26 protein-coding genes and 1 pseudogene are annotated in these 22,294 nt (G+C 38.8%); 25 read left to right on the forward strand and 2 right to left on the reverse strand.

Translation table 11 applies throughout. From position 1 onward, the window contains the following. The first annotated feature begins 68 nt into the window (after positions 1-68). Complete coding sequence (locus DV356_RS04125) at positions 69-668, forward strand: site-specific integrase (RefSeq protein ID WP_239495799.1); 600 nt, start codon at positions 69-71, stop codon at positions 666-668. Here DV356_RS04125 and DV356_RS04130 read toward each other — a convergent pair. Beyond that, complete coding sequence (locus tag DV356_RS04130) at positions 607-1,131, reverse strand: pyruvate kinase (protein ID WP_118806548.1); 525 nt, start codon at positions 1,129-1,131, stop codon at positions 607-609. The two genes, DV356_RS04125 and DV356_RS04130, sit on opposite strands and share 62 nt — an antisense overlap. Here DV356_RS04130 and DV356_RS04135 point away from each other — a divergent pair. The 21 genes and pseudogenes from DV356_RS04135 to aroG all read left to right on the forward strand — a co-directional run. Further along, a pseudogene (locus tag DV356_RS04135) lies at positions 1,130-1,288 on the forward strand (phage portal protein family protein); the annotation flags it as partial. The gene DV356_RS04130 and the pseudogene DV356_RS04135 sit on opposite strands and share 2 nt — an antisense overlap. Positions 1,289-1,302: 14 nt before the next feature. Continuing rightward, positions 1,303-2,010, forward strand: a complete 708-nt coding sequence (locus DV356_RS04140) for a PBECR3 domain-containing polyvalent protein (RefSeq protein ID WP_116961880.1) — start codon at positions 1,303-1,305, stop codon at positions 2,008-2,010. Between the two features lie 261 nt (positions 2,011-2,271). Further along, complete coding sequence (locus DV356_RS04150; protein ID WP_112119479.1) at positions 2,272-2,808, forward strand: elongation factor P hydroxylase; 537 nt, start codon at positions 2,272-2,274, stop codon at positions 2,806-2,808. 200 nt (positions 2,809-3,008) lie between these two features. Further along, positions 3,009-3,668, forward strand: coding sequence for a tetratricopeptide repeat protein (locus tag DV356_RS04155; protein ID WP_112119480.1), 660 nt, complete (start codon positions 3,009-3,011; stop codon positions 3,666-3,668). Continuing rightward, a complete protein-coding gene (locus DV356_RS09845; RefSeq protein ID WP_005668661.1) occupies positions 3,668-3,844 on the forward strand; it encodes a hypothetical protein in 177 nt (58 codons plus the stop codon). The genes DV356_RS04155 and DV356_RS09845 overlap by 1 nt, the downstream gene beginning before the upstream one ends. An 11-nt stretch (positions 3,845-3,855) precedes the next feature. Next, a complete protein-coding gene (locus tag DV356_RS04160) occupies positions 3,856-4,515 on the forward strand; it encodes a tetratricopeptide repeat protein (RefSeq protein ID WP_112119481.1) in 660 nt (219 codons plus the stop codon). Positions 4,516-4,793: 278 nt separating this feature from the next. Then, positions 4,794-5,876: a peptide chain release factor 1 gene (gene prfA, locus DV356_RS04165; protein ID WP_192882163.1), complete on the forward strand. Its 1,083-nt coding sequence runs from the start codon at positions 4,794-4,796 to the stop codon at positions 5,874-5,876. A gap of 52 nt (positions 5,877-5,928) precedes the next feature. After that, a complete protein-coding gene (locus DV356_RS04170; protein WP_192880830.1) occupies positions 5,929-6,369 on the forward strand; it encodes an RDD family protein in 441 nt (146 codons plus the stop codon). After that, a complete protein-coding gene (gene prmC, locus DV356_RS04175; protein WP_118799957.1) occupies positions 6,369-7,247 on the forward strand; it encodes a peptide chain release factor N(5)-glutamine methyltransferase in 879 nt (292 codons plus the stop codon). Before DV356_RS04170 ends, prmC begins: the two co-directional genes overlap by 1 nt. Further along, positions 7,247-8,050, forward strand: coding sequence for a SirB1 family protein (locus DV356_RS04180; RefSeq protein WP_005654786.1), 804 nt, complete (start codon positions 7,247-7,249; stop codon positions 8,048-8,050). The genes prmC and DV356_RS04180 overlap by 1 nt, the downstream gene beginning before the upstream one ends. A gap of 14 nt (positions 8,051-8,064) precedes the next feature. Further along, complete coding sequence (kdsA, locus tag DV356_RS04185; RefSeq protein ID WP_005654784.1) at positions 8,065-8,919, forward strand: 3-deoxy-8-phosphooctulonate synthase; 855 nt, start codon at positions 8,065-8,067, stop codon at positions 8,917-8,919. 59 nt (positions 8,920-8,978) lie between these two features. Further along, positions 8,979-9,926, forward strand: coding sequence for a 2-hydroxyacid dehydrogenase (locus DV356_RS04190; protein WP_005693583.1), 948 nt, complete (start codon positions 8,979-8,981; stop codon positions 9,924-9,926). After that, on the forward strand, positions 9,926-11,107 hold the full coding sequence (locus DV356_RS04195; RefSeq protein ID WP_005654778.1) for a lipoprotein-releasing ABC transporter permease subunit: 1,182 nt from the start codon (positions 9,926-9,928) through the stop codon (positions 11,105-11,107). Before DV356_RS04190 ends, DV356_RS04195 begins: the two co-directional genes overlap by 1 nt. An 18-nt stretch (positions 11,108-11,125) precedes the next feature. Continuing rightward, positions 11,126-12,418 (forward strand): adenosylmethionine--8-amino-7-oxononanoate transaminase, encoded by a 1,293-nt coding sequence (bioA, locus tag DV356_RS04200; protein WP_118806550.1) that lies wholly within the window; start codon positions 11,126-11,128, stop codon positions 12,416-12,418. 8 nt (positions 12,419-12,426) lie between these two features. Beyond that, positions 12,427-13,569 carry an 8-amino-7-oxononanoate synthase gene (gene bioF / locus DV356_RS04205; RefSeq protein WP_118806551.1) on the forward strand — a complete coding sequence of 381 codons (1,143 nt, stop codon included), beginning with the start codon at positions 12,427-12,429 and terminating at the stop codon, positions 13,567-13,569. A gap of 9 nt (positions 13,570-13,578) precedes the next feature. Beyond that, the gene (locus DV356_RS04210) at positions 13,579-14,226 is read left to right on the forward strand and encodes a DUF452 family protein (RefSeq protein WP_118806552.1); all 648 of its coding nucleotides are present in this window, start codon (positions 13,579-13,581) and stop codon (positions 14,224-14,226) included. Continuing rightward, entirely contained in the window at positions 14,214-14,987 is a 774-nt protein-coding gene (bioC, locus tag DV356_RS04215) for a malonyl-ACP O-methyltransferase BioC (RefSeq protein ID WP_118806553.1), read from the forward strand. The genes DV356_RS04210 and bioC overlap by 13 nt, the downstream gene beginning before the upstream one ends. Before the next feature lie 18 nt (positions 14,988-15,005). Next, a complete protein-coding gene (gene bioD, locus DV356_RS04220; protein ID WP_118806554.1) occupies positions 15,006-15,647 on the forward strand; it encodes a dethiobiotin synthase in 642 nt (213 codons plus the stop codon). Between the two features lie 81 nt (positions 15,648-15,728). Continuing rightward, on the forward strand, positions 15,729-16,412 hold the full coding sequence (gene lolD, locus DV356_RS04225; RefSeq protein ID WP_005656856.1) for a lipoprotein-releasing ABC transporter ATP-binding protein LolD: 684 nt from the start codon (positions 15,729-15,731) through the stop codon (positions 16,410-16,412). Continuing rightward, on the forward strand, positions 16,412-17,662 hold the full coding sequence (gene lolE, locus DV356_RS04230) for a lipoprotein-releasing ABC transporter permease subunit LolE (protein ID WP_118806555.1): 1,251 nt from the start codon (positions 16,412-16,414) through the stop codon (positions 17,660-17,662). Before lolD ends, lolE begins: the two co-directional genes overlap by 1 nt. Before the next feature lie 217 nt (positions 17,663-17,879). Beyond that, on the forward strand, positions 17,880-18,968 hold the full coding sequence (gene aroG / locus DV356_RS04235; protein WP_005687779.1) for a 3-deoxy-7-phosphoheptulonate synthase AroG: 1,089 nt from the start codon (positions 17,880-17,882) through the stop codon (positions 18,966-18,968). Positions 18,969-19,037: 69 nt separating this feature from the next. On the opposite strand, the gene DV356_RS04240 is transcribed toward aroG, so the two are convergent. Next, complete coding sequence (locus DV356_RS04240) at positions 19,038-19,478, reverse strand: LexA family protein (RefSeq protein ID WP_118806556.1); 441 nt, start codon at positions 19,476-19,478, stop codon at positions 19,038-19,040. Positions 19,479-19,762: 284 nt separating this feature from the next. On the opposite strand from DV356_RS04240, the gene sstT reads away from it, so the two are divergent. The 3 genes from sstT to DV356_RS04255 all read left to right on the forward strand — a co-directional run bounded on the left by sstT (position 19,763) and on the right by DV356_RS04255 (position 22,289). After that, positions 19,763-21,007, forward strand: coding sequence for a serine/threonine transporter SstT (sstT, locus tag DV356_RS04245; RefSeq protein WP_118806557.1), 1,245 nt, complete (start codon positions 19,763-19,765; stop codon positions 21,005-21,007). A gap of 120 nt (positions 21,008-21,127) precedes the next feature. Then, the gene (locus DV356_RS04250; RefSeq protein WP_112087689.1) at positions 21,128-21,742 is read left to right on the forward strand and encodes an NAD(P)H-dependent oxidoreductase; all 615 of its coding nucleotides are present in this window, start codon (positions 21,128-21,130) and stop codon (positions 21,740-21,742) included. After that, positions 21,735-22,289 (forward strand): TorD/DmsD family molecular chaperone, encoded by a 555-nt coding sequence (locus DV356_RS04255; RefSeq protein ID WP_118806558.1) that lies wholly within the window; start codon positions 21,735-21,737, stop codon positions 22,287-22,289. Before DV356_RS04250 ends, DV356_RS04255 begins: the two co-directional genes overlap by 8 nt. Positions 22,290-22,294: the final 5 nt, after the last annotated feature.

Consider the following 22,294-nt stretch of genomic DNA (forward strand, 5'->3'; position numbering starts at 1 on the left):
GAAGTCTCTCCAGCAACAGTTTTGCGTGAACGTAGTTCGCTTTCTGCTCTAATGGCCAAAACGATTGAATGGGATTTTATAACAGACCCCCCCTAAAATATCTTGAGAAACCAAAAGCGCTAGCACCAAGAACTCGTCGATATAATGAACATGAAATTGAGCGTCTGATTTTTGTGTCAGGTTATGATGTCGAACATATTGAACCGCCAAAAACCTTACAAAATTGCACGGGGGCGGCATTTCTTTTTGCTATAGAGACAGCAATGAGAGCAGGGGAAATAGCAAGTTTAACTTGGAATAATATTAATTTTGAAAAGCACACCGCCTTTTTGCCAATTACTAAAAATGGACATTCACGCACGGTGCCTCTTTCGGTAAAAGCAATAGAGATTTTACAACATCTTACTTCGGTAAAAACAGAAAGTGATCCGCGAGTATTCCAAATGGAAGCACGCCAACTGGATCACAACTTCCGCAAGCTCAAAAAGATGGCAGGGCTTGAAAACGCCAATTTACATTTTCACGACACCTGCCGTGAAGCATTAACCCGATTGGCAGAAAAAGTGGATGTAATGGTATTAGCCAAAATATCGGGCCATAGAGATCTCAGTATTCTGCAAAATACTTATTACGCACCTGATATGGCAGAAATTGCTCAACGGCTATAAAACAAAGGCGGGTTATGATCTGACCCCAACCAAAGGCTTGAGCCAACGGAATTTTTTCTTCTTTAATGAAAACTTCATCGTTTTCACAACAAATCCACCGATAGTCATTAAGCCGTAACCGTCCATGGCGCATTAAAAGTTCAATTTGTGACGGTTTTAATGGCGAACCGATAGGCAACATCAATAAATTAGCTTGCTGTTCAATTTTTGAACGGTTACAGTTATTGACACAAGTCCAAGCGGCGCGATGCGCCTTGTTTGTTTCGGTGGACTCCGAATTAAGTGCGGTGGAACCCAACGCACTTTTCGCTGATTTAATCACCCAGTTTTTTAATTTGGTGATGATTTTCTTTTCTGTGAATCTGTTTTTTACCCCCACAATTTTCTTACGAATCTCACCGTATTTATTCGGTTTGCATTCCTCATACTCAATACAAATCGGCTGATCACAACGTTTTGTCATTGCACCACATCGTATCCCTTATTTTGAGTTTGACACAAAAGAATATGAAGACTTATCGGTATTTGCAGATGCCATCCCTAAACTTACGGGCATTGGCGTGCAGATTTCGGAAAGTTGGGTGCGGGATAAATTAGGGATTCCTGAACCGCAGGAAGGTTAGGCGAAAGAGATTTGAAACGCCGTGGGATTGATAAGCCTGATGATAGTTCTGAATTTTTGGTGGAAGTAGAACGCCCTGCGGATAAGCAAGGTAATCGTGAAAAGACGGTAGGGTTTAAATTACCTGATGGCACGATACGTGTGACGGATAAAGGCTTTGATTACAATGTAGGGCGATTAAACTACAAGCCTAATTTGGATCTTTATCCTGAAAAACTGGCGCATGCGTTTGCGAAGGTTGAGATGAAAGGTGGGGAGTTTAAGCACGATTTTGAATTGTTGGCAAAGCATATGGCGGAGATGAAACAAACGCTCAGCCCTGAAGGAAAAAAACTCACTGCTGATCAAATGTTACAGGTGCGAGATAGTCTTACCAAAAATTTTAAATTTGCGGCAGGTGTCTTGAGTGCGGAAAGTAAGGATTTATTGAAAAGCAAAACTGGCACAGTGTGGCTTTCTGATGATACTTTAATTAAACAGTTTAATAGCCGTGATGGGCAAGATTTTGGGATTGATGAGTATGAGGCGTTGCCAGATATCATCAATGCTCCCGAGCATTTACTACAAGTGAAAGATTTTGCAGATCGTTACACCTTTATTCGACAAGGGAAAATGCTTGTAGTGAAAATATTACCAAAAGAAATCTTTGTGCTGTCGTTTAGACGAATAAAAGACAAGGAGCTTAAAAAGCTATTAGAAAAGGATTACGCACTTAGGTAGGGCTCCCCACACCTACACACAGTCCCGAGTCTATTTCACCTCTTCGCTTGCGATCTGGGAGATTCATCGCTTTTCTAAGTGCGTACTAAAATATACCCCCTTAAATTTTAAAAATCAACGATTACTTCCTCAAATTTTTATGCGAGCAAAAGGGCGATCGATTCGTTTGATTGGGTTACATGTCAATTTACCTGAAGAAAATAAACAAGAACAAATGAGCCTCTGGTGATATAATCTCGCGATTTTTTAGGAGTCGATAGAATGGAACATAAATTAGAAGATATTATTGCAATTTTTAATCAATGTTTTGAAGAGGAATACAACACTCTCTTAGTCAAAGGCGGTGATGAGCCTATTTATTTACCCGCAAATGATGAAGTGCCTTATAACGCGATTTATTTTGCGCGAGGATTTTACAGCAGTGCATTGCATGAAATTGCCCATTGGTTAGTGGCAGGCAAAGAACGCCGTAAACTAGAAGATTTTGGTTATTGGTATGAGCCAGATGGACGTTCAGAAGAACGCCAGCGTGACTTTGAAAAAGTTGAAGTTAAACCGCAAGCATTAGAATGGATTTTGGCGACAGCGGCAGGTTTTCGTTATTTTGCCAGTGCGGATAATTTGAATGGCAATCCGGGCGATACACAGCCTTTTAAACAAGCCGTGTATGAACAAGTGAAAACCTATGTGGAAAAAGGTTTACCAAAACGAGCGGAAATGTTACGCAAGGCGTTAGTGGCATTTTATGGCACAGAAGATGAAATTGATCTGGCGAAGTTTGATGTCGCGCGTATTTAATAGCAGAAAGTGAGCAAAATTGCTCACTTTTTTCAGTCTTAAGCCCCCAATTCCCTCCTAATCAAATAGTTCAATTTTTAATCATTTCACACCCAGTATACTGGGTGTTGCACTCTCTTTACAGAGAGTACAACAAAACATAATGCTAAACAAAAAATGTTTAGTTGTTTCAATTGTTGATTAATAAATGGACGATTTCTATGCGATTCACAAAAACACTTCTTACCACCGCACTTTTAGGTGCTTCTGTATTTTCTTTTCAATCCACCGCTTGGGCGGATACGCTGGAACAGCAATTCCAACAAGGTTTAACCGCTTATGAGCAAAGCAACTATCAAACCGCCTTTAAACTTTGGTTGCCTTTGGCGGAGCAGGGATATGCACAGGCTCAAGGTGGTTTGGGCATGATGTATGAAAGAGGACTTGGCGTAAAACAAGATGATTTCAAAGCAGTGAACTGGTATCGCAAAGCGGCGGAGCAGGGGGATGCAGATGCTCAATTAAATTTGGGTGCGATGTATGCAATCGGACATGGCGTAAAACAAGATGGTGTTGAAGCGGTGAAGTGGTTTCGCAAAGCGGCAGAGCAGGGAAATGCAAAGGCTCAAAATGGTTTGGGCATGATGTATGGAGGAAGACTTGGCGTAAAACAAGATTATTTCAAAGCGGTGAAATGGTATCGCAAAGCGGCGGAGCAGGGATATGGAGGTGCTCAAGTTATGTTGGGATTCTCATATCTTTCAGGAAAAGGTGTTCAAGTAAATAAATCTTTAGCCAAAGAATGGTTTGGTAAGGCTTGTGATAATGGTGAACAAGTGGGTTGTGAATATTATGGCAAGCTAAATAGAGGGGAACGCTAATGCCAACTTTACAATGCGAATTTTGGAATGTAGGGCAAGGGTTATTTTCAAGTGGGCGTATTCAAATGGGAGACGCCCCAGCCTTTCATTGGGTTTATGGTTTGCAAGTTCCTCATCATGGTTCAAAGCCAATTTTAGTGAATAAAAATAAAAGATTATCCATTCATTCAATTTAATAGGAAAACAAATGAAACTCACAAAAACACTTTTAACCACCGCACTTTTAGGTGCTTCTGTATTTTCTTTTCAATCCACCGCTTGGGCGGATACGCCGGAACAGCAATTCCAACAAGGTTTAACCGCTTATGAGCAAAGCGACTATCAAACCGCCTTTAAACTTTGGTTACCTATGGCAGAGCAGGGAGATGCAAATGTTCAATTTAATTTGGGCGTGATGTATGCTAAGGGGCAAGGCGTCAAACAAGATGATTTTGAAGTGGTGAAGTGGTTTCGCAAAGCGGCGGAGCAGGGACATGCAGAGGCTCAATTTAATTTGGGCGTGAGCTATGCTAAGGGGCAAGGCGTAAAACAAGATGATGTTGAAGCGGTGAAGTGGTTTCGCAAAGCGGCGGAGCAGGGGGATGCAAAGGCTCAATTTAATTTGGGCGTGAGGTATGCTAAGGGGCAAGGCGTAAAACAAGATGATGTTGAAGCGGTGAAATGGTATCGCAAAGCGGCGGAGCAGGGAGATGCAGATGCTCAAGCTCTATTGGGATTCTCATATCTTTTAGGAAAAGGTGTTCAAGTAAATAAATCTTTAGCTAAAGAATGGTTTGGTAAGGCTTGTGATAATGGTGATCAAGGTGGTTGCAAATATTATGGCAAGCTAAATAGAGGGGAACGCTAATGCCTTTATTCCGCTTACCGCAATAATAATGCGAATTTTGGAATGTGGGGAAGGGATTATTTTCGAGTGGGCGTATTCAAATGGGATACGCCCCAGTTTCCCATTGGGTTTATGATTATGGCATGAATTCAAGTCAGCAACTTATTCAAAATGCCATACAAAAATATAAAAATAAAATCACAAATAAAGCGTCTGAGATTCTTAATTTCCTTTTCGCTGTCAATTTTCCCTAAAATCGGCTAAAATACACCGATTTTATTTTCGGTGACTTACAAATGATGAAAGATTCCATTATTGCAAAATTAGAAAGTTTAAAAGAACGTTATGAAGAGCTAGAAGCCTTATTGGGCGATGTTTCTGTAATTAGTGATCAGGATAAATTCCGTGCGTATTCTAAAGAATATTCGCAACTTGAAGAAGTAGTGAAATGTTTTAATCGTTGGACGCAATTAAATCAAAATATTGAAGAAGCTGAAATATTGCTCGACGATCCTGAAATGAAAGAAATGGCGCAAATGGAAATCGAAGAATCCAAAGCGGAAATTGAAGAAGTGGAACAACAACTTCAAATTCTTTTACTGCCGAAAGATCCTAATGATGAATATAACTGCTATTTAGAAATCCGTGCGGGAACAGGCGGTGATGAAGCGGGTATTTTTGCCGGTGATTTATTCCGTATGTACAGTCGTTATGCTGAAAGTAAACGCTGGCGTGTAGAAATGCTCAGTGCTAACGAAAGTGAGCAAGGCGGTTATAAAGAGGTGATTGTTAAAGTCACTGGCGAAGGTGTGTATGGTCAGTTAAAGTTTGAGTCTGGCGGTCATCGTGTGCAACGTGTACCAAAAACTGAAAGCCAAGGGCGTATCCACACTTCTGCTTGTACCGTCGCGGTAATGCCAGAATTGCCAGAATCTGAAATGCCAGAAATTAATCCATCAGATTTGCGTATTGATACTTACCGCTCGTCAGGCGCAGGTGGTCAGCACGTAAATACAACGGATTCTGCGGTGCGTATTACACACATTCCAACAGGTATTGTGGTGGAATGTCAGGATGAGCGTTCACAGCACAAAAATAAAGCGAAAGCAATGTCAGTATTAGCGTCACGTATTGTTCAAGCAGAGCAAGAACGCCAAGCCGCAGAACAAACAGATATGCGCCGTAACTTATTAGGTTCGGGCGATCGTTCTGATAAAATTCGTACATATAATTATCCGCAAGGTCGAGTAACCGATCACCGTATCAATCTCACTATTTATCGTTTGGATGAAGTGATGAATGGTAAAATTGATGAACTGATTCAGCCGATTATTACCGAATATCAAGCGGATCAGTTGGCTGCATTGTCTGAACAGAATTAATGATAGGGGCATCTGATTTCAGATGTCCTTTTTAACTTTAAAGGGAAATAAAATGATCATTGAAAATCAAAAAGATGCTGAATTTTCTTCTACTTTCAAACCTTCTCAACTCGCTCAAGCGAGCCGTTTTAAACGTTGGCTTGCGAGTATGATTAATGGGCTTGTTCTTTGGGTGATGGTTGGTCTCGGTTTTGCATTGGGGGATTTTGCCGGTGTAGTGGGGACGATTGTATATATTGGTTTTCAGTTATATTTTATGAAAACTTATGGCCAAACAATGGCAAAACGTTGGTTAGGCTTGCGCGTATTTAATTATCATACCAATCAGCCTGTTGAATTTGGTAAATACATCGGCCGTGAGATTATTGATATTTTATTGGCGTGGACGAGTTTCTTATTGATTATTAGCGGTATTGTTGCACTTGTGCGCGATGATCGTCGTTCTTTAACTGATTTAGTGGCTGGCACGATAGTGTTAAAAGACGAAAAATAATGAATTATAAAGAATGGCTGGCACAAGCGATTGCGGATTTAGCACAAAAAAATCCCACTGAAAATAGTAAAATTGATGCGCTTGTGCTTCTTCAACACGCTACTGGCAAATCGCGTACGCAAATCCTTGCTTTTGATGATACTGAGATTGATGAAAAAGTGCAGTTAAAATTGACCGCACTTTTAGATCGTCGTTTAAAAGGCGAACCTATCGCTTATATTCTTGGCGAAAAAGAATTTTGGTCGTTGCCATTAAATGTTTCAAAAAGCACATTGATTCCAAGACCAGACACGGAAAGTTTAGTGGAAAAAGCATTACAAATTGCGTTAGAAAAACTGGAAGAAAATCCACCGCACTTTCGTATTCTTGATCTCGGCACAGGTACAGGCGCAATCGCCCTCGCTTTGGCTTCCGAGCTTGCGCCCATTTGCCAAAAGCGGCATATTCCGCTGGAAATAATTGGTGTTGATCTTATGCCCGATGTTGTGGCATTAGCTCAATCTAATGCAGAAAGAAATCAGCTAAATGTAGAATTTTTGCAAAGCCGTTGGTTTGATAATATAACAGGGAAGTTTGATCTTATCGTCAGCAATCCGCCTTATATTGATGCGCAAGATGAACATTTGCATCAAGGCGATGTGCGTTTTGAACCCCTTTCTGCATTAGTTGCCAATGATGCAGGGTATGCTGATTTACGTCATATTATTGAATTAGCATCGAGTTATTTGAATTCTAATGGCGTATTATTGCTTGAACACGGATGGCAACAAGGCGAAAAAGTGCGGTCAATTTTCCAAGAAAATCATTGGGAAATGGTTGAAACCGTGCGTGATTATGGCGACAATGAGCGCGTCACTTTAGGTTTTTGGAAGAAGTAATGAAATATTATCGACGTGCGTTATACGATAAATTTGTGCATTTTTATCTTGTTATCTCTGATGATGGCAGCTCAGAAGCACAACTTCGGGGAAAAATGGGTGGGCTTGTGCGTAAAGCGCGTAAAAAAATTTCGCCAGATTGGCCGAAAGAAGAGCAGATTCATCAGTTACTACAGCTATTTTATGGTGATTGGGGCTTTCATTGCGATCCAGAAGATTATTTTTATGCTCGCAATTTATATTTGCCTTATGTGTTTGAACATCGTCAAGGAATGCCAGTGACTCTTGGGGCAATGGTGTTTTATTTAGCTGAGGCATTGGATTTGCCAATTTACCCAGTAAATTTCCCAACACAGTTAATTTTACGTGCTGAAGTCAGAGATGAAGTGGCTTTTATTGATCCTTGGGATGGCACTTATATTTCACAAGAAAAATTGCAGCAACTTTATGAAGGTGCATTTGGGTTTGGGGCGAAAATTCAACCCGAAGAACTTGATAGAGCCGATCTTTCTTTACTTTATTCTCGCTTTGAGCAACTGGCGAAAAATGCGCTTATTCGTGAAGAGCATAACGATATGGCATACCACTATATTAAGAATTTAATGATTACTGATGCTGAAAATCCTTATCATATCCGTGACCGTGGCTTAGTTTTAGCTCAAATGGGGGCTTATCCTTCAGCATTGAAAGATTTAGAATTTTTTGTGGAACATTGTCCAAAAGATCCAACGGCGGCGTTTATCCGCACGCAACTTTTAGAACTTAAAGGCGAGATTAATAAAGATACTTTTCCCCTCCATTGATTTAAGGAAAATTTATGCAAAATAAAATTGTAAAAATTGGCAATATTGATGTTGCAAACGACAAACCTTTCGTGCTTTTTGGCGGAATGAACGTGCTGGAAAGCCGTGATATGGCAATGCAAGTGTGCGAAGCTTATGTGAAAGTGACAGAGAAACTTGGCGTGCCTTATGTGTTTAAAGCGTCTTTTGACAAAGCGAATCGTTCATCTATTCATTCTTACCGTGGACCTGGCATGGAAGAAGGATTAAAAATTTTCCAAGAATTAAAAGATACATTCGGGGTAAAAATTATTACCGATGTACACGAAATCTATCAATGTCAGCCCGTTGCTGATGTTGTCGATATTATTCAACTTCCCGCCTTTTTGGCACGTCAAACAGATCTCGTTGAAGCGATGGCAAAAACAGGCGCAGTGATTAATGTGAAAAAACCACAATTTTTAAGCCCAGGTCAAATGGGCAATATCGTGGAAAAAATCGAAGAATGCGGTAACGATAAAATCATTCTTTGTGATCGTGGAACAAATTTTGGTTACGATAATTTAATTGTGGATATGCTTGGCTTTAGTGTAATGAAAAAAGCCTCTAAGGGTAGCCCTGTTATTTTTGATGTAACCCATTCACTTCAATGCCGTGATCCATTTGGGGCGGCATCGAGTGGTCGTCGTGCACAAGTAACCGAATTAGCGCGTTCAGGTTTAGCAGTAGGCATTGCAGGTTTATTCTTAGAAGCACATCCAAATCCAAATCAAGCAAAATGTGATGGCCCTTCTGCATTGCCACTTTCTGCGCTTGAAGGCTTTGTTTCCCAAATGAAAGCCATCGATGATTTAGTAAAATCTTTTCCAGAATTGGATACCTCAATTTAAATTTCATCAAAAGTGCGGTTAATTTTGACCGCACTTTGTATATAAAAAAGGAGCAATTAATGAAAATCGTATTTTTAGATAGCACGGCTATTCCTAAACATATTTCAATTCCTCGCCCAAGTTTTGAACATACTTGGACAGAATATGAACATACATCTGCTGAGCAAACGATTGAACGCGTAAAGGATGCAGATATTGTGATTACGAGCAAAGTGATTTTTGATCGTGAAACTTTGCAACAACTGCCAAAATTAAAGCTGATTGCCATTACTGCGACAGGTACAAATAATGTTGATCTTGTGGCTGCAGAAGAAATGGGCATCGCCGTGCGTAATGTGACAGGTTATTCCAGTACAACCGTGCCAGAACACGTAATCGGTCTGATTTTTTCTTTAAAACACAGTTTGGCAGGTTGGTTACGCGATCAAACGGAAGCAAAATGGGCGGAAAGTAAACAATTTTGTTATTTTGATTATCCAATTACAGATGTGCGCGGTTCAACGTTGGGCGTATTTGGTAAAGGTTGCCTAGGAACAGAAGTGGGGCGTTTGGCTAATGCCGTGGGAATGAAAGTGCTTTATGCAGAACATAAAGATGCCACTGTTTGCCGTGAAGGTTATACGCCTTTTGATGAAGTATTAAAACAAGCGGATATTGTGACGTTGCATTGCCCATTAACGGAAACAACAAAGGATTTAATTAATGCAGAAACCTTATCCAAAATGAAAAAAGGTGCATTTTTGATTAATACAGGGCGTGGGCCTTTGATTGATGAACTTGCCTTAGTTGATGCGTTAAAAACGGGGCATTTAGGCGGAGCGGCTTTGGATGTAATGGTAAAAGAGCCACCAGAAAAAGATAATCCGTTAATTTTAGCTGCAAAAACGATGCCTAATTTAATTATCACACCACATATTGCTTGGGCGAGTGATAGTGCAGTGACAACATTAGTTGGCAAAGTAATGCAAAACATCGAAGAATTTGTACAACAATTACATCAAAAATAATGAATTTTCCTATTTCTCTTTATATTGCACTACGTTATTGGCGTGCGAAAAGTGCGGATCGTTTTGGGCGATTAGTGACTAATCTTGCAAGCCTGGGGATTGTGCTAGGTGTGATGGCATTGATCATCGTGCTTTCGGTGATGAATGGATTAGAAGGTTACCAAAAACAACAGGTGCTATCTTCTATTCCTCATGCGATTGTGAGCGAAGAGCAGCCTATTTCTACAGAAAAAACGCTAGAAAATTTACCGCACTTTGTCCAAAAAGCCGTGCCGATCAATACAACAAATGTGATTTATCAAACGGCAAAAGGCGTAAGTGCAGGACAAATTATAGGTATTCAATCATTTTCTGATGATCCTTTGGTTGAATCTTTTGATCAGACTAAATTTAATGAAATTTTGCCTAGAGGGGAGTTTAAACTGGTCATTGGCGATCAACTGGCGCAAAAACTGGGCGTGAATATTGGGGATAAAATCCGTTTGATGATTACGGAAAATAGCCAATATACACCATTCGGTCGGGTGCCAATGCAGCGTTTATTTACTGTTAGCGATATTTATTATGGTTATGGCGAAGCATCTGGTTACGAAGCCTTTGCTAATATTACAGATATTGGTCGCTTAATGCGTATTCAACCTCAGCAAGCACAGGGCTATCGTTTATTTCTGAATGATCCGTTCCAAATTACAGAACTCCCACAACATTTCCCGACACAAAAAATCACAGATTGGCGTGTGCAAAAAGGCGAATTTTTCCAAGCAGTGAGAATGGAAAAAAATATGATGGGTTTGCTGATTAGTTTGATTATTGTCGTGGCGATTTCCAATATTGTCACCTCTTTAAGTTTGATGGTGGTGGATAAACAAGGGGAAATTGCGATTTTGCAAACTCAAGGCTTAACAAAATCCCAAGTGCGTTCAGTGTTCATTTATCAAGGATTACTGGTGGGATTTGTTGGCACATTACTCGGTGCTATTTTAGGTGTTTTAGCTACGTTGAATTTAACGGACATTGTAAGTGCGGTAAATCCACAAGGTGTTTTTTTACCGACAGAATTATCCTTTGTTCAAATGATTTTTGTCATTGGATTTTCGCTGTTACTTTCCTTGCTTTCAACCCTTTATCCTGCTTATCGAGCTGCGAAAGTAGAACCTGCAGCAGCTTTGAGATACGAATAAGTTTTTAATGGTAAATAAATGGTGGATGAACAATCACTTTTAGCTTTTGATACACAACATATTTGGCATCCTTATTCTTCAGTTTCTTCTGATATGCCGCTTTATGCGGTGGAACGTGCTGATGGCGTGATGATAACTTTAAAAGATGGTCGTCGTTTGATTGATGGTATGTCCTCTTGGTGGGCGGCGTTGCACGGTTATAATCATCCTCGTTTAAATGCGGCGGCACAGAATCAATTAGCAAAAATGAGCCATATTATGTTTGGCGGATTTACCCATGACCCAGCGGTGGAATTAGCTCAATTATTGGTACAAATTTTGCCCAATGGATTAGATAAGATCTTTTTTGCTGATAGTGGTTCTGTTGCAGTGGAAGTAGCGATGAAAATGGCTATTCAATATCAGCACGCTAAAGGAGAAGTGCAACGACAAAAATTTGCCACTATTCGTTCTGGTTATCACGGCGATACTTGGAATGCAATGTCAGTGTGTGATCCAACCACAGGGATGCATCATTTATTTCATCATAGCTTACCCGTGCAGTATTTTCTTCCTCAACCCAACATTCCATTTAATGAATCTTGGAATGATTGTGCCATTGAACCTTTAGCTGATTTACTTAAGAAAAAAGGTAATGAAATCGCCGCACTGATTTTAGAACCGGTTGTGCAAGGTGCGGGCGGTATGTATTTTTATTCGCCAACTTATTTAGTGAAAGCGCAAGCGCTTTGTAAACAATATGGTATATTGCTAATTTTTGATGAAATTGCCACGGGATTTGGTCGAACAGGAAAATTATTTGCAGCTGAACACGCAGGCATTTCGCCAGATATTATGTGTATCGGTAAAGCATTAACGGGTGGTTATTTAACTTTATCGGCAACTATTACGACCACTGACATTGCGCAAATTATTTGTCGCGGTGAGGCTAAATGCTTTATGCACGGGCCAACTTTTATGGCAAACCCGTTGGCTTGTGCAATTGCGACAGAATCTATCCGTTTATTGTTGGAAAGCCCTTGGCAGCAAAATATTCAGAGAATTGAGCATTCCTTAAAACAACAGCTTTCGCCTTTAGCTGAAAAAGATTACGTCAAAGAAGTTCGTGCATTAGGGGCGATTGGGGTGGTTGAAATGAAAAGTGCGGTAAATATGAAAACTTTAGTCCCACGTTTTGTGGAACAAGGTGTTTGGATTCGACCTTTCGGAAAATTGGTTTATGTTATGCCACCATTTGTGATTAAAGATGATGAACTTCAGAAATTAACGGAAGGCATGATTCTGGCTTTAATTCAGGAATATGAACATTAGGATGAAAAATGGATGCTTTCAAACAGCAACTGGAACAGCTTAGCGCACAAAATCAATATCGTTCAATTCCAGACTTAGTTCATCAAGGACGATATATTATGCGAGAAAATCGCAAAATGCTGAATATGTCATCTAATGATTATTTAGGTTTGGCATCAAATGAAAACTTGCGCCAGTCTTTTTTACAGCAATATAGCGATAATTTCCCTTCTTTTACCAGTTCTTCGTCTCGTTTATTAACGGGAAATTTTCCTATTTATACCGATTTGGAAGAGCTTGTCGCACAACGTTTCCAACGGGAAAGCGCGTTATTATTTAACAGCGGCTATCACGCCAATATCGGCATTTTGCCTGCTTTGACCACAACAAAAAGTTTAATTTTGGCAGATAAATTAGTGCATGCCAGCATGATTGATGGCATTCGTTTAAGCCAATGTGAGTTCTTTCGTTATCGTCATAATGATTATGAACATTTGAAAAATCTGCTTGAAAAAAACGTCGGAAAATTTGACCGCACTTTTATCGTTACCGAATCTGTTTTCAGTATGGACGGCGACGTGGCGGATTTGAAACAGCTTGTTCAATTAAAAAAACAATTTCCCAATACTTATCTTTATGTGGATGAAGCCCACGCCATCGGTGTTTATGGGCAAAACGGATTGGGTATTGCCGAACGGGATAATCTGATTGCCGAAATTGATTTATTGGTTGGCACTTTTGGCAAGGCCTTAGCTTCAATGGGGGCTTATGTCGTCTGTGATCAAATATTAAAAGAATGTTTGATTAATCAAATGCGTCCATTGATTTTTTCAACCGCACTTCCGCCCTTTAATGTGGCTTGGACTTATTTTATTTTTGAACGATTGCCGCAATTCTCAAAAGAAAGAACGCATCTTGAGCAGTTAAGTGCATTTTTACGCCAAGAAGTGGAGCATAGAACCCAAATAATGCCAAGCCAAACTTGCATCGTTCCCTATATTTTAGGCGAGAACGAAGCGACCCTTGCTAAGGCGAAAGATCTGCAAGAGCAAGGTTATTATTGCTTGCCGATTAGACCACCAACAGTACCAAAAGGTACATCCAGAATACGATTGTCTTTGACGGCAGATATGACAATGGATGAAGTGAAACAGTTTGTGGCATGCTTATAAGGAAATAATGTGAAAACGAAATTTTATGATCATCAAGGTGAGCATTTAATAGTTTATTTTGCTGGCTGGGGGACACCTCTTGATGCTGTAGCTCATTTGATTTTGCCAACAGATCATGATTTATTAATTTGCTACGATTATCAAGATTTGAAGTTAGATTTTGATTTTTCTGCCTATCGGCACATCCGTTTGGTGGCGTGGTCTATGGGCGTTTGGGCGGCAGAGCGAGTATTACAAGGAATCACCTTACAATCAGCAACAGCAGTGAATGGCACAGGTTTACCTTGTGATGATAGCTTTGGTATTCCCTATGCTATTTTTAAAGGTACGTTAGATAATCTCACAGAAAATACTCGTTCAAAGTTTGAACGTAGAATTTGTGGTGACAAAGTATCTTTTGAACGTTATCAACAATTTTCTGCACGACCATTTAACAAAATTCATCAAGAACTCACCGCACTTTTTGCGATGATTCAGCAGGATAAACGCACAGATCTTATTCACTGGACAAATGCATGGGTTAGTTCTCGCGATAAAATTTTTACGCCAGCTAATCAGCACCAATATTGGGCATTGCGTTGTGCAGTTCAGGAAATAGAGGGTGAGCATTATCTGTTTTCAAGATTTAGCCACTGGTCGGCATTATGGGATCATTAACTTCCGTAGATAAATCGCGTATTCAACACGCCTTCCAAAAAGCCTTAAATAGCTATGATGAACATGCGTTAATTCAACAAAAAATGAATATTAAGTTAATGACACATTTGCAAGATTATTTACCAAATGGGTCACTAGATAGTGTTTTGGAGCTTGGTTGCGGGTCTGGTATGTTGAGTTCATTGTTGCAAAAACAGATTTCAGCAGATTATTGGTTATTTAATGATTTGTGCGACGTGCAGACCCAACTGGCTGAAAAATTGCCGCAATCCTTTGATTTTTATTGCGGCGATGCCGAACATTTCCTTTTTTTGCAACAATTTGACTTAATCGCAAGCGCATCCGCCGTGCAATGGTTTCACCAACCCGACGCTTTTATCGCCCATTGCAAAACAGGCTTGAAAACAAACGGATTATTGGCGGTTGCAACCTTTGGCGAAGACAATTTAAAAGAAGTCCGCCAGATCACAAATATAGGCTTAAATTACCCGACTTTATCCCAATGGCAGACTTGGTTGGCCAAAGATTTTGAGCTTTTATGGTGTGAGGATTTTAAGGTAATACTAGACTTTGATACGCCGTTAGATGTACTCAAACACCTTAAATATACAGGCGTAACAGCCACGAACCAAAAAAATTGGACAAGAAAAAATCTCAATGGATTTATTGGCGATTACTTGTCGGCGTTCAGTATACCGTCGGGCAAAGTGCGGTTAACTTATCATCCATTGTTTTTTATCGCACGTTATTCTCGTGCTTGAAATTAGTAAGGCGTATTTATGAGCAAGGTTATTTTTATATCTGGCATTGATACTGATGTGGGAAAAACGATTGCTACAGGCATTTATGCTAAAAAATTGATGGAACAAGGCTGTTCCGTGATTACACAAAAAATGATTCAAACAGGTTGTAAAAATATCGCTGATGATTTACTTGTGCATCGAAAGATTCAAGGGATTGATTTAACGGAAGAAGATTTACAAGGCGAAACCTGCCCTTATGTTTTTGAATATCCTTGTTCGCCACATTTAGCTGCAAAGCGAGAAAGTAGAAAAATTGAAGCAAAAATCATTGAAAAATCTACCGCACTTTTGGCAGAAAAATATGATTATGTACTATTGGAGGGTGCTGGTGGCTTAATGGTACCTTATTGTGAAGAGGCGACGACGTTGGATTATATCCAGTTAAATAATTACCCTTTAATTTTAGTGACATCGGGAAAACTAGGCAGTATAAACCACACATTATTAAGTTTAGAGGCTTGTCGTACTCGAGGTATTTCAGTATTAAGTGTAATGTATAACGGTTACCCAGAATATGATCCTATTATTAGTCAAGAAACCCAACGCTATTTAAAACGTTATCTTGAAAAACATTTTCCTGAAACAGGATTTGAATACTTTGGGTGTATTGAAATTTAAGCTCAAGGAAAAGTGTGATAGACTCGTGCAAGTTTTTGATGGTGTTATCTGCCGCTAAAGTGCGGTTAAAACGAGTAAAAAATGAATAACTATTTATTAAAATGCGAAAATATCAATAAATTTTATCAAGAAGGCGAAAATCAAACGCAAGTGTTAAAAGGCGTTTCTTTTTCTATGGAACCTGCAGAATTGGTTGCGATTGTGGGAAGCTCTGGTTCAGGGAAAAGTACTTTATTACATACTTTGGGTGGCTTAGATCAGCCAAGTAGTGGGGAAGTGTTTATTAATGGACAATCCTTGCAAAAAGCATCGGCTAATGAATTAGCTGCTTTGCGTAATCGTTATTTAGGATTTGTGTACCAATTCCATCATTTGATGGCGGATTTTACCGCACTTGAAAATGTGATGATGCCGATGTTGATTGGTCATCAAAATAAAGCAGAAGCGAAAGATCGTGCCGAAAAAATGCTAAGTGCGGTGGGATTAAGTCATAGAATTACCCATCGTCCTTCTGCGCTTTCTGGCGGGGAACGTCAGCGTGTGGCTATCGCGCGTGCTTTAGTGAATAATCCATCGTTAGTTTTAGCGGATGAACCCACAGGAAATCTCGATCATAAGACCACTGAAAGTATTTTTGAGCTGATTCAACAACTTAATCAAGAGCAAAATATTGCTTTTTTATTAGTCACTCACGATATGGGGCTTGCGGAAAAATTATCACGCCGTTTAGTTATGCAAGATGGTCTTTTGAAGGAGGGGGCGTGATGAATACGCCGTTTTTTATTAGCTGGCGTTATCAACGTGGCAAACAAAAAAATCCTTTAGTCGCGTTAATTGCAAAATTTTCTGCAATTGGTATTGCATTGGGTGTTGCAGTTTTAATTGTTGGTTTAAGTGCGATGAATGGTTTTGAGCGTGAGCTTAATCAACGGATTTTGGCAGTCGTGCCGCATATTGAGATTTTTTCTGCGCCTCAAGCGAAAGATCCCACAATTCATCATTGGCAAAATTTAGAAAAACGCCTACAACAAAATCCACAAATTAAAGGAATCTCTCCTTTTGTTAGCTTTACGGCATTGGTAGAAAATGGCTCAAAATTGAAAGTTGTTCAGGTCAAAGGTGTTGAAAAACAAGCAGAAGATAAGGTAAGTTCAATTGGCAATTTTGTACAAGAGCAAGGTTGGAACAAATTTGAGAAAGAAGGCGGATTAGTCTTGGGAGCGGGTATCGCTAAAGAACTTGATGTAAAAGTAGGGGATTGGATTACCTTGCTTATTTCTCAGCAAAACGGCGATGAACAATTTGCTCAACCAACTCGTGAGCCAGTGCAAGTTACCGCTATTTTACGCTTAGATGGTCAGCTTGATTATAGTTATGCCTTATTGCCGCTTGCTCAAGCACAAACCTTTTTGACTTATCAACCTGATCAAATTACAGGTGTTGAATTGAAATTAGATGATCCTTTTTCTGTGAGAAATCTGGATTTATCAATGCTTAATGATTATCCGCAGATGCTATATATGCAAAATTGGATTAGTAAATTTGGTTATATGTATCGCGATATTCAGCTTATTAGAACCGTAATGTATATCGCAATGGTGCTTGTGATCGGTGTTGCGTGTTTTAATATTGTTTCTACGCTGATTATGGCAGTAAAAGATAAGCAGGGCGATATTGCCATTATGCGTACGCTTGGAGCAAATAACGCGTTTATCAAACGTATTTTTATTTGGTATGGCTTACAGGCAGGAATGAAAGGTTGCTTAATTGGAATTGTGTTAGGCATTATACTTGCATTAAATCTTACAACTTTTATTCAAGGCATTGAGTGGGTTATCGGTAAGAAATTATTATCGGGCGATGTGTATTTTGTGGATTTCTTGCCAAGCGAGTTGCATTGGTTGGATGTTTTGATGGTTTTAGTTGCAGCACTTGCATTGAGTTTAATGGCAAGCCTTTATCCAGCAAGCCGAGCTGCTAAATTACAACCTGCACAAGTATTAAGTAGCCATTAATTTCGAGAGTACAGCACAAAAGTGCGGTATTTTTTTATCTTTTATTTACTTAATTATTTCGTTTTATTCAGCTTGCAAGAGAGTTGTAAAGATAGTTTAATAGGGAATTCGTAGGTTTTATTCCAAAAAAACATATCGAACTAGTTTACTAGTACAAAAATAAGTGTAGATTAGCTACATAATTTAAACACAACATTTGAAAGTTTGAGAGTGATATATGGCTAAAGAGAAAATTGAAATTGTCGTGGCAAACGACGATACGCGAATTGAAAAAGTCGATCAGGTGTTACCACCCATTGCCTTATTAGAAAAATACCCAGCAAGTGAACAGGCTGCGGCGTTAGTGAAGCAAACTCGTCATGAGGCACATAATATTATTCATGGTAAAGATGATCGTTTATTAGTCGTGATTGGGCCTTGCTCTATTCATGATCCGAAAGTTGCCATTGAATATGCGACTCGTTTAAAACCATTACGTGAAAAATACAAAGATAGCCTTGAAATTATTATGCGTGTGTATTTTGAGAAACCGCGTACAACGGTGGGTTGGAAAGGTTTAATTAATGATCCATATTTGAATGATACTTATCGTTTAAATGATGGGTTGCGTATTGCACGGAAATTACTTTCAGATATTAATGATCTTGGTGTGCCTGCAGCGGGCGAGTTTTTAGATATGATTACACCTCAGTATTTGGCAGATTTTATGAGCTGGGGGGCGATTGGGGCTAGAACAACAGAATCACAAGTTCATCGTGAGTTGGCTTCAGGTTTATCTTGTGCTGTTGGGTTTAAAAATGCCACTAATGGTGGTGTGAAAGTCGCTTTAGATGCAATTGGTGCGGCGGAAGCTCCCCACTATTTCTTATCTGTCACTAAATTTGGTCATTCTGCAATTGTTTCTACAAAAGGGAATGAAGATTGCCATATTATTTTACGAGGTGGAGATAAAGGTCCTAACTATAGTGCTGAAGATGTAGAAAAAGTTTGTGCTGATATTGAAAAAACAGGGCGTATTCCACACGTTATGGTTGATTTTAGCCATGCAAACAGCAGTAAACAATATAAAAAGCAAATGGATGTTTGCCAAGACGTATGTAATCAGATTGCATTTGGTTCTAAACAAATCTTTGGCGTAATGGTGGAAAGCCATTTAGTGGAAGGTCGTCAAGATTTAGTTGATGGCAAAGCGCAGACTTATGGACAAAGTATTACGGATGCGTGCATTGGATGGGAAGATTCTGAAAGATTATTGCAACAACTTTCTGATGCAGTTATTGCTAGACGTAAAGCGACGAGTAATTAATTGAAATATAATCTAGATACTAGATAGAAGTGCGGTTGATTTTCACCGCACTTTTTTATTTGCTTTTAACTACGCTGCCCATTTCATTTTATCGCGACGTTTGATTTGATGAATCGTATTGGTTACGGTGCCGATAATAGGTAAATTTGACCAATCTTTTGTATTTATATTTGGTGTAGTGGAATCCAATGCCATAAAAAGGTAATTGTCGCTATGCGCCATAAATTCATAGACATGAAATTCGTTATTTTCTTCTAGCACAACAAGATCACCAGAATAAAGATCGTCATTTTTTTCGACGACTAACATATCGCCGCTTTCAATTCCCCAAGCCAACATATTTGGGTTAGTTATATGAATAAAACAAGTTTGTTTTGGACGTTTGATACAGTAAAGATTTAAATCTAATTTTTTGTTGAATTTAAGGTTATCTTCTATATCACTGAAAAAAGGCTGTGGATTATAAGAAAAATCCATTTCATATTGTGTAGCCAAAGTTTGGTTGTTCATTCTCTTATCTCCCGTTAAATAATATGGATAAATAACCTTTTACCTTGTTTTTTTGTACAGTTAAATTTTACTGATGTTTCATACAGGGTGTCAATAGGTTAAATAAAAAATTTTTTTATAAGTATGTTTTTAGAGAATATCTAATAACTTTAGAAAAAAGTTCACTTTTAGAGTGAAAAATAATAAAAATATTTTCTTTCATCAAAATTTTACGCTATCTTTAATTCCCCCTAGGTGGATTGGTAACAATCTGAAGTTAAATTTACTAAAAGAAAGATAAAAATATGAACACATCACGTCTATTTAGTCTGTTATTTCAGGGTAGTTTGGTAAAACGAATTGCCGCTGGCTTGGTTCTTGGTATTGTTGTTGCATTGATTTCAGCACCATTACAAGAAACCATTGGTTTTAATCTTGCTGAAAAAGTTGGCGTATTAGGTACGATTTTTGTAAAAGCTCTGCGTGCCGTTGCACCAATTTTAATTTTCTTTCTTGTTATGGCTGCCCTTGCAAACCGTAAAATTGGTACGAAAAGCAATATGAAAGAAATCATTGTGCTTTACCTTTTAGGCACATTCTTAGCTGCATTTGTTGCTGTTATTGCTGGTTTCGTATTCCCAACGGAAGTGGTATTGGCTGCGAAAGAAGATTCAAGTTCTGCACCACAAGCCGTTGGTCAAGTGTTGCTAACATTAATTTTGAATGTGGTAGATAATCCATTAAATGCAATTTTCAAAGCAAACTTTATTGGTGTATTAGCTTGGTCTATTGGTTTAGGTTTGGCTTTACGTCATGCATCTGATGCAACTAAAAATGTGTTATCAGATTTTGCAGAAGGCGTATCAAAAATTGTTCACGTGATTATTTCTTTTGCACCATTTGGTGTATTCGGTTTAGTGGCTGAAACCTTATCTGATAAAGGTTTAGTCGCATTAGGCGGTTATGTGCAATTACTTGCTGTATTAATTGGTACGATGTTATTTACTGCTTTTGTTGTAAATCCTATTTTGGTTTACTGGAAAATCCGTCGTAATCCTTACCCATTAGTGTGGACTTGTGTACGCGAAAGTGGGGTAACTGCATTCTTCACCCGTAGTTCTGCAGCAAATATTCCAGTGAACATTGAATTAGCAAAACGCTTAAATCTTGATGAAGAAACTTATTCTGTTTCTATTCCATTGGGTGCGAACATTAATATGGCGGGTGCGGCAATTACTATTACTATCTTAACTTTAGCCGCAGTTCATACACTAAGCTTAGAAGTTTCTTTCGTTAGTGCACTTTTATTAAGTATTGTTGCAGCACTTTGTGCTTGTGGTGCATCTGGCGTAGCGGGCGGTTCATTATTATTAATCCCATTAGCATGTAGCTTATTTGGTATTTCTGATGATGTAGCAGCACAAATGATCGGTGTTGGTTTCATTATTGGTATCTTACAAGACTCAACTGAAACAGCATTAAACTCATCAACTGACGTATTATTTACTGCGGCAGTATGTATGGAAGAAGAACGTAAAAACGCAGCATAATGATGATGCAAATAAGAGAGTGGGCTATGCCCGCTTTTTTTATGTGATTTTATATGCAAAGTGCGCTCTATTTTGATAGACTTCTGTCACGTTTTATTTCCCTACAAATAGGTAAGAAAAATGAATCACTTAATTATTTTTGCTCATCCTAATTCAGTGCGTAGTTTTGGGCGAGCGATTGCCAATCGTATTGAGCAAATTAGTCAAGAAAATGGTGTAAATGTATTTTTTCGTGATCTTTATGAAATGAATTTCAATCCAATTTTATCTCATGAAGAATTGCAGAATGCTAACAAAGGTATTATTCCAGAAGATATTCAGCAAGAGCATGATTTTATTCTTCAAGCAGATTTAATTACGTTGGTTTATCCCCTTTGGTGGATGGGGTTCCCATCAATTTTGAAAGGATATTTAGATCGCGTATTAAGTCACGGTTTTGCCTATAAAACAGAAAACGGCGAATCAGTGGGGTTGCTCAAAAATAAGCAAATGCAGCAATTTATTACGATTGGCAGTAATGTTGATAAATATAAAGAATTTGGTGTGGATAAATCGCTTAATCATTGTTTAATTAATGGATTGTTTAATTACTGTGGCATTGAAAATGTCGAGTTTGAATTATTTGGAGATATTCATTTAATTGATGATAAGGCGCGTAAAGCAATGATTGAACTTGCCGCTCAAAAAACTCAAGCAAAATTGACCGCACTTTTAAAGGAAAAGCGTAATGTCTGAAAAACAAATTAATAATTTTTCATTAATTAGTCGATTATTCGGTAATCTTTTTTATCGTTCTCCAACAGATAAAGTACTCGCTGACGCATTTGTTTGGTTACAACAAAAAGGTTTGAGTCAAGTTTGGGCGTTAGATACTGATAAAGAAAGTGAATTAGCGCTGAATAGCTTGCAAGTTAAAATCGATCTCAATTTGTTGAACGAAGAGTATCAAAAATTATTTGGTGCGAATGGGAAAGTGATGACGGCTATTTCAGCTTATGGCATTGATGTTGAAGAATTTGTGAATTTTCGTCTTGTACGCAATATGCCAGAGGTGGAAAGTACGGATCATTTTGCTTTATTATTGCTCACAGCCTCTTGGCTTGAAGATAATTCGGATTCTTTAGTGGCTCAACAAGAATTCTTTGAAACTTTTTTACTGCCTTGTGCAGCGAAGTTTTTAACTCAAGTAGAAACGCAAGCAACTTTGCCTTTTTATCGTGCATTGGCCCTTCTTACACGAGAAATATTGGCGGCGATGGCGGATGAATTGGAAGAAGAGTAGGCAAT

Source organism: Haemophilus influenzae (assembly GCF_003494325.1).
In the GTDB taxonomy this organism is placed as follows: domain Bacteria; phylum Pseudomonadota; class Gammaproteobacteria; order Enterobacterales; family Pasteurellaceae; genus Haemophilus; species Haemophilus influenzae_I.

Bases quoted from the DNA above. Each gene is read 5' to 3' on its own strand.
- DV356_RS04125 (WP_239495799.1), top strand. From the start codon at position 69: ATGGGATTTTATAACAGACCCCCCCTAAAATATCTTGAGAAACCAAAA.
- DV356_RS04130 (WP_118806548.1), bottom strand. From the start codon at position 1,131: ATGACAAAACGTTGTGATCAGCCGATTTGTATTGAGTATGAGGAATGC.
- DV356_RS04150 (WP_112119479.1), top strand. From the start codon at position 2,272: ATGGAACATAAATTAGAAGATATTATTGCAATTTTTAATCAATGTTTT.
- DV356_RS04155 (WP_112119480.1), top strand. From the start codon at position 3,009: ATGCGATTCACAAAAACACTTCTTACCACCGCACTTTTAGGTGCTTCT.
- DV356_RS09845 (WP_005668661.1), top strand. From the start codon at position 3,668: ATGCCAACTTTACAATGCGAATTTTGGAATGTAGGGCAAGGGTTATTT.
- DV356_RS04160 (WP_112119481.1), top strand. From the start codon at position 3,856: ATGAAACTCACAAAAACACTTTTAACCACCGCACTTTTAGGTGCTTCT.
- prfA (WP_192882163.1), top strand. From the start codon at position 4,794: ATGAAAGATTCCATTATTGCAAAATTAGAAAGTTTAAAAGAACGTTAT.
- DV356_RS04170 (WP_192880830.1), top strand. From the start codon at position 5,929: ATGATCATTGAAAATCAAAAAGATGCTGAATTTTCTTCTACTTTCAAA.
- prmC (WP_118799957.1), top strand. From the start codon at position 6,369: ATGAATTATAAAGAATGGCTGGCACAAGCGATTGCGGATTTAGCACAA.
- DV356_RS04180 (WP_005654786.1), top strand. From the start codon at position 7,247: ATGAAATATTATCGACGTGCGTTATACGATAAATTTGTGCATTTTTAT.
- kdsA (WP_005654784.1), top strand. From the start codon at position 8,065: ATGCAAAATAAAATTGTAAAAATTGGCAATATTGATGTTGCAAACGAC.
- DV356_RS04190 (WP_005693583.1), top strand. From the start codon at position 8,979: ATGAAAATCGTATTTTTAGATAGCACGGCTATTCCTAAACATATTTCA.
- DV356_RS04195 (WP_005654778.1), top strand. From the start codon at position 9,926: ATGAATTTTCCTATTTCTCTTTATATTGCACTACGTTATTGGCGTGCG.
- bioA (WP_118806550.1), top strand. From the start codon at position 11,126: ATGGTGGATGAACAATCACTTTTAGCTTTTGATACACAACATATTTGG.
- bioF (WP_118806551.1), top strand. From the start codon at position 12,427: ATGGATGCTTTCAAACAGCAACTGGAACAGCTTAGCGCACAAAATCAA.
- bioC (WP_118806553.1), top strand. From the start codon at position 14,214: ATGGGATCATTAACTTCCGTAGATAAATCGCGTATTCAACACGCCTTC.
- bioD (WP_118806554.1), top strand. From the start codon at position 15,006: ATGAGCAAGGTTATTTTTATATCTGGCATTGATACTGATGTGGGAAAA.
- lolD (WP_005656856.1), top strand. From the start codon at position 15,729: ATGAATAACTATTTATTAAAATGCGAAAATATCAATAAATTTTATCAA.
- lolE (WP_118806555.1), top strand. From the start codon at position 16,412: ATGAATACGCCGTTTTTTATTAGCTGGCGTTATCAACGTGGCAAACAA.
- aroG (WP_005687779.1), top strand. From the start codon at position 17,880: ATGGCTAAAGAGAAAATTGAAATTGTCGTGGCAAACGACGATACGCGA.
- DV356_RS04240 (WP_118806556.1), bottom strand. From the start codon at position 19,478: ATGAACAACCAAACTTTGGCTACACAATATGAAATGGATTTTTCTTAT.
- sstT (WP_118806557.1), top strand. From the start codon at position 19,763: ATGAACACATCACGTCTATTTAGTCTGTTATTTCAGGGTAGTTTGGTA.
- DV356_RS04250 (WP_112087689.1), top strand. From the start codon at position 21,128: ATGAATCACTTAATTATTTTTGCTCATCCTAATTCAGTGCGTAGTTTT.
- DV356_RS04255 (WP_118806558.1), top strand. From the start codon at position 21,735: ATGTCTGAAAAACAAATTAATAATTTTTCATTAATTAGTCGATTATTC.